General features: G+C 39.9%; 11 protein-coding genes. 2 read left to right on the top strand and 9 right to left on the bottom strand.

Features of this window, described 5'->3' with window-relative positions; genetic code table 11:
- Positions 1 to 18: 18 nt before the first annotated feature.
- Complete coding sequence (locus B4A24_RS18955; RefSeq protein WP_293946569.1) at positions 19 to 930, bottom strand: ABC transporter permease; 912 nt, start codon at positions 928 to 930, stop codon at positions 19 to 21.
- Positions 921 to 1,883, bottom strand: a complete 963-nt coding sequence (locus B4A24_RS18950; protein ID WP_293946568.1) for a stage II sporulation protein M — start codon at positions 1,881 to 1,883, stop codon at positions 921 to 923. Before B4A24_RS18950 ends, B4A24_RS18955 begins: the two co-directional genes overlap by 10 nt.
- A gap of 29 nt (positions 1,884 to 1,912) precedes the next feature.
- Here B4A24_RS18950 and B4A24_RS18945 point away from each other — a divergent pair, with 29 nt between their 5' ends.
- Complete coding sequence (locus tag B4A24_RS18945) at positions 1,913 to 2,644, top strand: RDD family protein (protein ID WP_293946567.1); 732 nt, start codon at positions 1,913 to 1,915, stop codon at positions 2,642 to 2,644.
- A gap of 256 nt (positions 2,645 to 2,900) precedes the next feature.
- Here the strand turns inward: B4A24_RS18945 and fabD are convergent, their stop codons facing one another.
- The 4 genes from fabD to B4A24_RS18925 form a co-directional block, all read right to left on the bottom strand.
- The gene (gene fabD / locus B4A24_RS18940; protein ID WP_293946566.1) at positions 2,901 to 3,791 is read right to left on the bottom strand and encodes an ACP S-malonyltransferase; all 891 of its coding nucleotides are present in this window, start codon (positions 3,789 to 3,791) and stop codon (positions 2,901 to 2,903) included.
- A 99-nt stretch (positions 3,792 to 3,890) separates the two neighbouring features.
- Complete coding sequence (locus tag B4A24_RS18935; RefSeq protein ID WP_293946565.1) at positions 3,891 to 5,120, bottom strand: M16 family metallopeptidase; 1,230 nt, start codon at positions 5,118 to 5,120, stop codon at positions 3,891 to 3,893.
- Between the two features lie 18 nt (positions 5,121 to 5,138).
- Complete coding sequence (locus B4A24_RS18930; protein WP_293946564.1) at positions 5,139 to 5,585, bottom strand: GNAT family N-acetyltransferase; 447 nt, start codon at positions 5,583 to 5,585, stop codon at positions 5,139 to 5,141.
- 98 nt (positions 5,586 to 5,683) lie between these two features.
- Positions 5,684 to 8,533: an outer membrane beta-barrel protein gene (locus B4A24_RS18925; RefSeq protein WP_293946563.1), complete on the bottom strand. Its 2,850-nt coding sequence runs from the start codon at positions 8,531 to 8,533 to the stop codon at positions 5,684 to 5,686.
- 222 nt (positions 8,534 to 8,755) lie between these two features.
- On the opposite strand from B4A24_RS18925, the gene B4A24_RS18920 reads away from it, so the two are divergent.
- Positions 8,756 to 9,352, top strand: coding sequence for a ribonuclease HII (locus tag B4A24_RS18920; protein ID WP_288813134.1), 597 nt, complete (start codon positions 8,756 to 8,758; stop codon positions 9,350 to 9,352).
- 30 nt (positions 9,353 to 9,382) lie between these two features.
- On the opposite strand, the gene B4A24_RS18915 is transcribed toward B4A24_RS18920, so the two are convergent.
- From B4A24_RS18915 to B4A24_RS18905, 3 genes are all read right to left on the bottom strand, one after another.
- Positions 9,383 to 11,863 (bottom strand): YfhO family protein, encoded by a 2,481-nt coding sequence (locus B4A24_RS18915; RefSeq protein WP_293946562.1) that lies wholly within the window; start codon positions 11,861 to 11,863, stop codon positions 9,383 to 9,385.
- A 413-nt stretch (positions 11,864 to 12,276) separates the two neighbouring features.
- Positions 12,277 to 12,594 (bottom strand): YbjQ family protein, encoded by a 318-nt coding sequence (locus B4A24_RS18910; protein ID WP_172395921.1) that lies wholly within the window; start codon positions 12,592 to 12,594, stop codon positions 12,277 to 12,279.
- 5 nt (positions 12,595 to 12,599) lie between these two features.
- Entirely contained in the window at positions 12,600 to 13,286 is a 687-nt protein-coding gene (locus B4A24_RS18905; RefSeq protein WP_293946561.1) for a potassium channel family protein, read from the bottom strand.
- Positions 13,287 to 13,363 lie beyond the last annotated feature (77 nt).

Genomic DNA, 13,363 nt, shown 5'->3' with positions numbered 1-13,363 from the left:
GCAAAAACGAATAGCAGCCTATTCATCTGTACCTCCGATCTGATCAATCATCCCATAAATACGTTCACCGAATTTGAGATCCTTGGCCGTTTCGTAAATTATACCATTAGCCAAAACACCGGACATGTATAAGAATAATGTAAATAATGTAATAAACATACCGCCCAAAGTCATCAGTAGTTTTCCCCAGGACGAATCAAAGAAGGCTGTGTCCATTCCCAAAAAATTGTAAGATATCAGGGAAACGATAATTAAAGGGACAACAGAAATCATCATAACGGCCATTTGGAAGATAAAATTGACAATATAAGTTGCTACACCATATTGAATCAATTTTTTGCTCAACATCACATAGGCATCCGTGAAACAGCTACCTAGATCAGAATAACCTTCGCGATAAAATAGAAAAGAACTGAATAACCAGATTCCCACCATAGACATCAATATACCAATCGCAAAACTTCCAATAAAGGGGATAAAGGCGGAGAGAACTGCAACAATGGCGAGTGGTATAAAAACGACGATCAAAGCCAAGATCATCGCCAGTAGGAACATGAAATACCGGCCGATATTTACCCTAAAATTGTGAAGCACCTCTTTTCCCGTAAACAATGTATTTTTACGTTCTTTCAGCAGAAGAAAATACTCTATAGAAATGCCATACACATATAGACCAAGCGCAATCAATGCTAAAATCAGTAATGCAGCCCAAGTAAATCCATCTATATCTTCAAACGAATTACTGTTGGCCGAAAAGGTAATTTTTGTCGAAAGGAAATAATAGACCAAGGCTATTCCAGCTAGCGGTAATGCCGAGAGACCAAAAATAGTCGTCACAAAGTGCTTATAGATCAATTTAAAAAGATCAATAAAGTTTTGGACAAAATCGCCTATCTTTCGTTCTTTCTGAAATTCAAAATCTACTTCCATTGAAATCGTTTTGCTAATCGATAGGGATTAATAACATAAAAAAATAATATAGCCAGCAAAGATAGCAGAATGATAAATAGACTGAGCCATATTGATACCTGATAATATCTTGTTACAAAGCCCTCCAACGTGCCCGCGACAATAAAAAATGGTATCGTGCTGACCAAGACCTTCATAGCAATCTTTGCGGTCTGAACGAAAGACGCCAACCGGGTATACGATCTTGGAAACAAGATGCTATTTCCTATCGCAAGGCCACAGCCACCAGCCACAATAATTACAGAAATTTCAATCGTGCCATGGATCCAAATCGCCGACATAGCCTTTCCCATCACACCGTATTGAAAAAACATCTGGTGGAAAGCGCCCAACATAATGCCATTGCTAAACAATACATAGCCTGTACCAATACTTAGAAACAATCCAAATGCAAAAGCCATAAAGGCTACGCGAACATTATTGATTGTAATCCAGATGGCCGAGCCAAAATTACTTCCTTTTCCATAGACGGCAGCCGGATCGCCCGCTCTTATGCTTTCTATCGTTGAATCAACATAAAAATCACCTAAGATAAGCCGAATAAAATCGATGTCATACATCGCTGAAAGAAAACCAATAGCTGATGCGAGAATAAAAATCAATAAGGAATAAAAGAGCGGCCTACGGATCGACCAAATTGCATGTGGAATCTCCTGATTAATAAAAGATTTGAATTTATTGTTCGAGGCCTTACGGTCCTTATAGATTTTTTGATGGGCGGTTACAGCAAGTTCATTTAAATAATTTCGTACCTTACTGTTGGGATAAAATGTCTGCGCGTAGGCCAAGTCATTTGTTAGCTCAATATAGTTCGATGCCAGTTCATCTGGATCAACCTGCATGTTAATTGACAAATTATTTTCAATTAACGTCCATTTTTCTTTATTTCGTTCTACAAATGATGCTTCTCTCATTAATTTTTTTAACTGGCTAAACCAAATATATGAATAAGCTTGAGATAAACACAGCACAAAATGTAAAAATCCAGTATAATCTTGCTAGCCTGGGTTCGAGGATGATCGCATTTGCCATCGATTATTTTATTATCGTCTGCTACTTTTTCTTTTGCATGTTTCTATTGGATGCATTAAATATCACGAGTAAAGACCCTTATCTTTTCTATGGTATAATTATGGGCATGACCTTACCAGCATTTTTTTATACCCTAATTACCGAAACGGCATTTGCTGGCCAGACCATCGGTAAAAAAATCATGAAAATAAAAGTTGTTAAACTTGATGGTTCACGTGCAGACTTTTATCAATATCTATCCCGATGGACATTATCAATAGTAGATATATGGATGACAATGGGCGGTATTGCAATTACCTCAATTGTCCTATCGAAACATGGTCAACGTATCGGAGATATTGCTGGGGAAACATCCGTCATTAGTCTAAAACCCAGCCTGAAACTCAGTGATACCATTTATGAGGAGACTTTTGAGAACCATCCTATTTTATTTCCTCAGGTCATCAAACTGAGCGACAAAGATGCCAATGTTATCAAAGAGGTTTATCAAACGGCATTTGACAGGAGGGACGTAGGCATATTGACGGCTTTGGTTCAACGTTTGGAAGCGGTGATGGAGGTTAAACATCCTGAAAAAATGACTCCGAACGACTTCGTTCTACAAGTCATGAAAGATCATTACAGCATGTTTAAGGACAAATAGCCCCGCAATACCTTATTAAGTTCTACTATCACCTGGTTAAGAGACGAATATTCCTCGGATATAACACGGCTTTTATACGCTCATGACCGAATCAGCACCGTACAATCACCGAAGAAGAACCGTACAAGTACCGTTAGAAGTCAGCTATTGATGTACCCTTTAATCCGCATTTATCAAGAAAGTGCTGTGGATTTTAAATATAAAAAAAGGGGCAAGTTGTGAACTGCCCCTTTAAATTCTTTAGTTACGACAAATTTTAAGCTGTTACAGAAGCCGCTGAAGTTTGTACTTGACGATCGACTTTTTTCACTAAGCCTTGCAAAACGTTGCCTGGCCCCACCTCTACGAATGCAGTAGCACCATCCTTAAGCATATTTTGTACTGTCTGCGTCCAACGAACAGCACCAGTCAACTGTGCAATCAGATTCTGCTTAATAATAGCAGGTACGGTCTGTGGCTGCGCATCAATGTTTTGATAAATAGGGCATCTTGGAGAAAGGATATTCGTTGCTTCAATTGCCGTTTGCAACTCTACTTTAGCCGGTTCCATTAATGGCGAGTGAAATGCACCACCAACATTTAATTTTAGTGCTCTCTTCGCTCCTGCCTCTGTCAACAAGGCGCAGGCTTTATCTACGCCTTCAATTGATCCGGAGATGACCAATTGTCCAGGGCAATTGTAGTTCGCAGCAACAACCACCGCATCCACTTTGGCACAAATTTCTTCCACGACACTGTCTTCTAACCCCAAAATTGCAGCCATCGTTGAAGGCTGTAATTCACATGCTTTTTGCATCGCATTGGCACGCTGGGACACCAGCTTCAATCCATCTTCAAAACTTAAAGCACCCGCCGCTACCAACGCTGAAAATTCACCTAAGGAGTGCCCTGCTACCATAGCTGGCTGAAAAGAGTCTCCTAAGGCTTTAGCCAGAATAACAGAATGCAAAAAAATTGCAGGCTGTGTGACATTGGTCTGTTTCAATTCCTCATCCGTACCAGAAAACATAATATCTGTGATGCGAAACCCTAAAATATCATTGGCTTTCTCGAATAAAGCTTTTGTTTCTTCATTTAAATTATACAGGTCCTGACCCATTCCAACAAATTGGGCTCCTTGACCAGGAAATACGTATGCTGTTTTCATCTGTTATATTTTTTTCTTTAAAGGCTGATGAGCACTCAGAAGCTCGCTTTCATATTTAAGAATTACTGTAACCGCAAATATATAGAATTCTATCAAATATTAATCCTCTGGGACAAAACTCAACGACAGCATCTTCCGGGGGTCAAATACATCCTGCGCAATATTTAAGAGATTAGCGCTATCTAAATGCTGTATTTTTTCAATCACCTCATCCAATAAAATAACACGGTCATAATCCATCACATTTTTGGCGGCCGAAATAATCATGCTCATCCTATTTTCTTCTGTCAAGGCAATTTGACCAATAAACTTTTGTTTTGCCTTCTTCAACTTAATAGCTGACAAGGGTTGCTCACACATTTTATATAGCTCTCTAAATACGAGTTTTTTAGCCTTTTCTACCTTTTCTTCGTCAGTCCCGAGATAAATGCTAAATAATCCTGTATCCGAGAAGATCGTGTAATTAGATTCGATCGTATAGGCAATACCATATTTTTCGCGGATGGAAAGGTTGAGGATAGAGCCCATTCCCATTCCCCCTAGCATATTATTCAAAAGCAACAGCCCTGTTTTACGTTCATCACGATAGTCATAGGCCAATGACCCGAGCATATAATGTACCTGATTAATAGGCTTGGGAACTTCAAGGTGTTGTACCGTAATTGGTTGCACATCATTTCTGGAACGCGAAATAGCATGTTGTCCTATAGCTCCGAAAGCCTTATGTAACAACTTTTCTACCTCTTTTAAACTGTAGTTACCTGTAATACCGATGACCATTTCATGGGTATCGTAATTAGCCTGCATAAAGTCTGTGATATCGTTCTTTTGCAATGCTAAAAGTTGATCTTCAACGCCCAGTATATTGTGTCCTAAACCTGATCCGCTGAATACAAGATCTTCGAAATCATCGACAATCGATTCTTCAGGGCTATCCAGATAAGAGGCCATTTCATCAACGATAACCGATTTTTCTTTATCAATTTCCACTTCAGGAAAAGTAGAATGAAAGAAAATATCCTCAAATAAATCCAGCGCCCGGTTGAGATATGGTTGCAATATAGAGGCATGAACACAAGTGTATTCTTTTGTCGTATAGGCATTCAGGTCCCCCCCGACGGACTCCAGATAATTGATAATCTGCTGTGTAGAGCGCTTCTCGGTCCTTTTAAATATAAGATGTTCAATAAAATGGGCAACACCATACTTACCCTCCGATTCGTCCCGGGAGCCTGCATTGATGACCATACATACATGGGTTACTGGCAAATTTTGATATTGGAATACCACACGGATTCCATTTGAAAGTCTAATGATTTCGTACTCCATTCAGTTTTTGAAATTTCTCTAATTGATGTGTTTACGCATAAATTTGCGTGGGTGAAAGGCAAAACCACTCTTCTTATAGAGATGAATGGCCCGCTCATTATGTTCCTCGACTTCCAGCAGGATCATTTTGCAGTTTTTCGATTCCAAGTAGGAAGATACAAAATCAACGGCTAGTTTTCCAAGTCCCATTCCTCTAGCTTTCTCGCCTACAAAAAGTTCATCGAGAAGCCCTACCAAGCCTTTGAATTCAAAGCTAAAAAAATAGGTGACGATCATATAGCCTAAAACATCTTCTCCATTGCGAATCAACCAAGCTTGCCCGAATTGAGGATTGTTGATAAAAAGATCAAAATTATCAATTGTTATATCGCGGTCGATAGCATACCCATCGATGGCATAAAACTCTTCCATCATTGCTACAATGGACGGAATATCTCCTACCGTTAACTTATCAAATCTTATCATTTCACACACTTTTTTGCAAAGCTAGGGATTTTTAAATGCAAAACGGTCATAGTGAAATCACTATGACCGCCTTTATTTTTTTGTAATACAGCTATAGGTTACATACGAGGAGGTCTCATCCCTCCGGGGAATCTGTTTTCGCCTTGTGGATTACCCATCGCAAATTTTTGGAATTTGTAAGTGAATAACAACATAAAATAACGTCCGAGACGGTTCGTCCGGCTATCTGTCGTTAAGAAGCCATCTACAGTACGAGAAAGATTTGTTTGCTGATTTAACAAATCAAATGCCTGCAGACGTAAAGTCCCACGTTGATCTTTTAAGAATCTCTGTTCCACATAGGTATTGATAATGAACGGATTGGAAGACAAACCTTGACCATAGCCCTGATTGAAAGATTTCGAAAGATCAGCGCCAAAGATTGTGTTCTTCAAAATATTATATGAACCAATTAATGTTGGTGTCCAGGTCTGAATATCGCTATTTCGCTGTAGTAAGCTATTTTCTGTATGTGTAAATTGGTAACGAACACCCGGATTAATTTCCAGATTCTCGGATGGATTGTAACGAAACATTAATCCCTGAGTCAGGACAAAATTACGGGCAACATTTTTCTGTCCGATATTATCATTTTCATCTATGGAAGAATAACCAATAGTTTTATTCACCGAAATACCACCCATCAACATCACATTGAAGGTTTTTTCTTTCCAGGATTTACCATAATGGTAAAATGAATTGATCGCATACGGACGATCGCCGTTCTCATTCAAATAACGTGTTTCTGAGATCAATGCAGAATCTATTTTTCCTGTTGTAGGGTCTTTCTGGATAGGACCGTAATACGATTTGTTTAAACTAACAATCTTATTGTCAGTTAGGGAACCATTGAGGAATACAAAGAAATTATTACCCTTTTGAAAGTCGTTTTTACGGAATCGTAATTTCAAATCGTGATTAAATTCTGGATTTAGGTTTGCATTACCATACACGATATTCGTTGAACTTGTACTCAAATTATAAGGCAATATTTGCGATACACCCGGTTCTGTCGGGGACCCGGAGTAGTTTACACTTAAGTTGGATTGACGTGAGAATTTATATTCAAAACGCGCAATTGGCATCCAGTTCATGTTGTTGCGGGAAATCGGAATGATCTCGCCCGAGTTGATTGCTGCCCCAGTCAGATGAGAAGGTTGCCCGGCCACACCCACCGAATACGTCACCTTGTCATTGCTAAAGAGATAGTTGGCTCCGATCTTGTGAGTTATAAAAGCGTAGTCATAATTATAATCTAGATTTAGCTTCGCATTTTCGAATGCGTTTTCAATACTGTTGTCATCTCTATCGTAACCTTTTTGACTGATATTATTGTCATATTTATTCTTGTTGAAGTCATAGGTCACCTCTAATTTGCCATTTTTAGATAAAGGTTCGGTATAATTTACGGAAGCTCCTGCATTCCAGCTTTTATTGAGCGCCTCCTGAATTGTACGTTGATATATGTTGCTCATGGACTGATTGACATTGGACGGATCGGAAATATACCTGTCAAGTATCTGATTTACATCTTTATCAGTTTTGGCATTATTGTAATTGAAATTAAAAAACAAGTTGCGTCCATTATCATTCAATTTACGATTATATAAACCACTGATACCGAACCGCGGCGCTGTGGAGTTTGTTCCATTTGTCAGCGTCTGCCTATTATCCAAAATCTCCCTTAAATATGTAATAGAATTCGTTATGGAATTATTATCTCCGTCATCATATCCAAACTGCGGCACAATCTTAATATAATCTTTTGCTGTCGGCTTCCACTCTACGTTTGCTTCAAAACGATGATTTCCGCCAATGGTATTTGAATTCGCATCGACACTGTCCGCTTGTGACCGACCGGGCGTTGCATTTACAATATATCTTTGTGAAAGGGTTGTATTATTGCTATGGCTATAACTATAGCTGCCGTAAGCTGTCAGCTTATCCGAAAAATCTTTACGAAAATTAAGTCCAATGGAACCTATCTTGGTCAGGCCATCCGAGCCGCCAAACATACCGCCTCCACGACGTCCACCGCCACCTTGGCCGCGACGGGCCCCACCTCCCGTGGTATTGAAATCAAACAGGGGTGCATTGGTATTGTTTAAATTTCCGAGAATGGAAAGCTGCTCCCCTTCGCGCATCCCCATCCACATTCCTGTCGCCTGATAACGATCTTCTGTCCCATAGCCCGCACGAAGTGTCGTCATATGGCCTTGGTTATATTTCGGATCAATCTGAATATTCAGGACTTTTTCAGATTCGCCATTTTTATTTCCGGTAATGTTGGCCATATCGCCATAGTCGTCAATAATTTGCATTTTTTGCACAATATTGGCCGGAAGATTCTGAGTGGCGGTCTTAACATCGCCTCCAAAGAAATCTTTCCCATTGATTCTGACCCTTTTGACAGACTCGCCCTGTGCAGTGACATTGCCATCTTTATCGACTTCAATACCTTGTAATTTTTTCAGTGCATCCTCTGCAACTGCCCCATCACGTAATTTCAGATCCTTCATGGTATACTCCAAGGTATCGCTTTTCACAACCACCGTCGGCACACCGTCCACAACAACTTCCTCAAGCATCTGAGAATTCTGCTGCAGGGTCAGACTAGGGATAATATATTTTGCCTTACCTTTAGGAAATACGAACTCTTTTTCGAAGCGCTCAAAACCCAGGTTGGAGACCGTAATCTTAAACGTATCGGCTTTGATTTTATCAAAGGTAAAAATCCCCGCCATGTTTGACCCAGCAGTCATGGAATCCAATTTTGACGTCAACTTAACTGTCGCTCCCGCAATGACGCGGTTCTTGTCATCTTTCAACATTCCCTGTACGCCTTTGGTCTGTCCGTATACGGTCCATCCTGTTAACATACTTAACAAAAAAAGCAAGAAGCCTCTCATAATACTTATTTTTATATTTCTATAACTGACAATCTTTGACCGAATGCCCCTGTCTAAGTTTAACCAACCCATCTCTTTCCTATTTGCAACAGCGCATTCTAAATCTTTACAAAAGAAGATATTATTAGTGTTAATTAATGTAAAAGGGCATTATTCACACAGAAGTTACAATGCATAACTCTAATTTTATTTGTAATTTCGTTCATTTACAGAATAAGAAAGATGCTATTATCATATTATCAAGATCAACAAATTGAAGCTGGATGTGACGAAGCGGGTAGAGGTTGTTTGGCGGGTCCAGTTTTTGCCGCGGCAGTAATTTTCCCAACTGACTATCATCATGCATTGCTCAACGATTCGAAACAGTTAAGCGAGAAAAAACGGATGGAAATGCGTCCCATTATCGAACGGGAAGCACTTGCCTATGCTGTGGCGAGTGTCTCTGCCGAAGAAATAGACCGCATCAATATTCACAATGCCAGTTATCTTGCCATGCATAAAGCTTTGGATATGTTAAAGATAAAAGCTGAATATATTATTGTGGATGGCAATAGGTTTATTCCCTATCAGACAGTCCCTCATTCCTGCATTATCAAGGGAGATGGAAAATATCTTTCTATTGCAGCGGCTTCCATTCTAGCAAAAACTTACCGCGACGAATACATGGATACGATTGCTTCGGACTATCCTGCTTATGACTGGCTCAATAATAAAGGCTATCCGACTGTAAAGCACCGGACTGCAGTGCTTGAATACGGGTCAACACCACATCATAGAAAAAGCTTTAGAATAACTGATCCACAGCTCAAATTATTCTAAAGCTTCAAACTTTTTAAAAGAAACAGCCAATTATACAGCTGTTTCTTTTTTTGTATTCCGTAAAGAGAAATATGCTGCTGCGACTATCCCTAACCCGAGGATAATCGACGATATTAAAGTCAATAAATTCCCCATCTTGTGTGACTCTGGATCAAAGATAAATTCGACTTTATGCGTTCCCGCAGGCAACTGTAAGGCTCTTAACAAATAATCGGCACGTATTATTGGTGTTTCCTTTCCATCCACATAAGCTTTCCAGCCCTTATCATAAAAAACCTCGGAAAATACCGCAAAAGCATCATTAGCAGCAGTATATTCATACTGCATTTTATCGGGATGATAGGATGTCAGTTTAATTTCGCCTGCTGTCGCCGCACTTGAAGTTTTTGCCTTGATTTCATTTTGATATTGTTGGTTCAAGAAAGCTTCTTTACGCGGATCAAAAGAGCTTATTGCTTGCATTTCCTCGGCGTTTCCTTTTACAAACGTCACTTTGTCCACAAACCAGGCATTACCGGCCGCTGTGCTCCGTCTGACAATTCGCTGCGATTGATTTTGAGGATCTGTCGTAATCAGGTAACGCACATTAAACATATCAAGCACGTCTTCATTAAGCGCTCCATTGAACTGATTCTCTAAAATCTCTTGGAAACGCATCAATTTCGCCGCATGGTAACCTCCTAACGATTTATGGAAATAGGATGGACGGGCATCAGCGAATGGATCGGTCGTTAGATCCAATACGCGATAACTTAGATCTTTATCCAATAAAATTAATTGATCGACCTCGCGTTGCTGGAATACCTGTTGTGTAGTCGCTCCTTTTTCCATAAACGATTTATCGTTTAAAAAGCGTTTATCCACACTCCACAGATCGAACAGGAACAAGACAAGCAATGTACCCAATAACACGCCCTCATTAAGCTTATTCTTTAGATAAAACCAAACAAGTCCAAATGTAAGCAATACAATGACAAAGGAACGGTAAGCATCTTTACTTGCGATATCCTTCCGATCTAGGACCAGCTGATTCACCAACTCTGTAGCTGCAGACTTATCACCGATTTGCTGAGTGAAGGTTTCGATTAAATTATTATGTTCGGCATTTCTGAAATTTAAGAACAGATCGGGTAGCAAACCGATCAGCAGACAAACTCCGCCAACACCAGCAAAAGTATACAGCACTTTTTTGTTCAAATTCGTAATTTCTTTGGCCCTCGTCAACAGTTCATTTACTGTCATAATAGCCATCAGCGGTACTGTGATTGAAACGAGTACCAAGATGGATTCAACGGCTCTAAATTTATTATACATTGGAAAATAGTCAAAGAATAAATCCGACACCAGTGTAAAATTCTTACCAAACGACAAAAGCAGTGCTAAAACTGTAGTCGTTAATATCCACCATTTGAAGCGGTTTTTAACAATGACAAGTCCCAAGATGAATAAGAAGAAAACACCAGCTCCAAAATACCAAGGTCCAGATGTAAAACGCTTATCTCCCCAATAGGTAGGCATTCCTTGGGCAATTTGACCTGCTTGAACAGCCGACATTCCGCCTTTTTCCATGAAGAATTTGGCCACATGCGACTTTTCGTCCAATTGGCCACCACTAGCGCCACCATAGGCATTGGGAATCATGAAGGTCATGGTCTCGCCAACACCTTGGCTCCATTCATAAGCATATTCCTTGTCAAGCCCTTTCTCCTTTGTATTATTATTGTCCACCTTTGTGATATTCGCATGACCACGCGTACTCAGTTTACTGTACTCCCAGGTAGGCAATAAAATGGAAGCATTTACCATTAAAGCAATAATAACCGCAATTACCTGTCTGCCTGAGGCAATAAAGAATTCCTTTAGTTGTTTTTGCTTGATCGCATCGGCTAATGTAAAAATGACGTATACCATCAAGGCCATTAACAAGTAATAAGTCGTCTGTAGGTGATTGACACGAATTTCCAAGGAAAGAAACAACGCAAGCAGCACCGGCCCCCATAACTTGCTCCCACGGTAACACATGATCACCGCAGCAATTACAGGTGGTATAAAGGCGATGGCATTGGCCCTGGTAATATGGCCTGCTTCTATATAAATAAAGTTGTAGGAAGTAAAGGCTATAGCCACTGCGCCCACCGCAGCGAGCCAGGGTTTGATACGTAGTACGCTAAAAAGAAAATAGGCCCCCAATAGATAAAACAACACCGTATCCATCGGACTTGGAAAAACAAATTTGACAGCTTTCAGCACATAGGTACCAATGTTATTTTCATTTCCCTGCCAGATTTGATAGGTAGGCATCCCGCCAAACATGGAATTCGTCCATAAAGGAGTCTTCCCGTCTTTGGCTTTATAATCAAACAATTCCTTTTGTCCAGCTTGCGCCTGTACCACATCAGATTGAGCAAGAGTCTTTCCCTGCCAAACGGGCGTGAAATAAAAAAATACTAGCACAATAAAGATCGCAATAACAATCAAATGTGCCGAATTTACCTTAAACCAATTTTTCATTTATCCTCTTAGGTTGTTTAAAAGTCTTAAAAGCCAAACTTAGATAAATTTGTTTTTATATACAATTATAATTATACGCAATCAATTAAATACACGTCCCTTAGTTCGGGAAAGAAAAAATCCCCGAATCCTGTATTTCGCAACACGATTTTCCCACCATCTTCAATATGCTCAGCCCTTAAGGATGCGTTCAGGTCCAATTTTACCAAAAAAAGAGGCTGCACCATCATTGAAATTCATGATTGTAAAATCAGAATTAAATTTGGACATATGTTTTAATATTATCGATCGTATAAAAGAGGGCCAAAATCTTAATATGTTTTGGCCCTCTTTTGTTAAATCGAATGTAGTGTCAAAATTTCAGTTGGCATCAAACGCCAAAACTGACTTTTGATGTAGCCTCCACTCTAGGTCTATTTCATCTTAACAGCGGTGCCTGTTGCGCCGACCATCATCATCCCACCCGTTCCTACTGTTTGGAAATCCAACCGCACGCCGACGACAGCATCAGCACCCAATGCCCTGGCACGATCTTCTAATTCACGCAATGCAGCCTCACGGGTTTCCTGAAAGGCACGCTCATAAGAATTGGATCTTCCACCAAAAAAATCCCTAAAACCAGCCATCATATCTTTAATGGCATTCGCTCCCAGGACAACCTCCGAAGAAACTATCCCCAGATAACGGTCGATCTGGTGTCCCTCAATAACACTTGTTGTTGTTAATAACATAATTTTTATTCTCCTTTTTGAATTAACTTATTGATATTGGACAATTCTCCAAAAACCACTAAGATATCTCCTTCTGCCATCACGGTTTCAGATGTGGCAATACCCGATGCTTCCTTTTGCTCTTTGGTGATTCCGTCTTTTTTTGTCTCTGTAATTTTTACTGTTGTCAGCACGATAATTTTATAAAGGTTGGTCAGATTTGCCTCCTGTAGGGTCATACCCACATAACGCAAGGGAACCTTTGTTTCAACGATAGAATATCGATCTGAAACCTTAAACGAATCAACGATATCAATATTGTCCAACCGCATCGCCAATCGCTCAGCGGCTTCCTCCTCTGGCATAATATACTCATTGATCTCCATGGCTTCTAAAACCGTTTTCTGCAGATCAGATACGATACGGCCAATGATCCGTTTTACTTTTAGTTGCTTCAGAAGCGCTACTGTCATGAGAGAGGCCCCTTCATCTTCTCCTATGGCGACAATTACCGCGTGGGCATCTTTTAAAGGCAATGAAGATACAGCTTCCCGGTCTGTAGTATCTAAACATACGGTGTGCGTGATCTTATCTTTGAGTTGCTCTACGATACTTAGATTTCGATCTGCTCCGATCACTTCATGACCGAGTTCGGTCAGATGAACGCCCAAAGAGCGGCCGAAGTGCCCTAATCCTAAAACAATATACTTCATAACTCAAACTAAGATAAATTTATTTTATTTACAAGTTTAATTGATCGTCCGACAAAAACAGCCCGCTTTAATTCGCT

It is taken from the genome of Sphingobacterium sp. UBA7249, assembly GCF_002472835.1.
GTDB lineage: Bacteria > Bacteroidota > Bacteroidia > Sphingobacteriales > Sphingobacteriaceae > Sphingobacterium > Sphingobacterium prati.
Note: the sequence above shows the minus strand (reverse complement) of the source record. Positions and strands in the feature narration are given on the sequence as shown.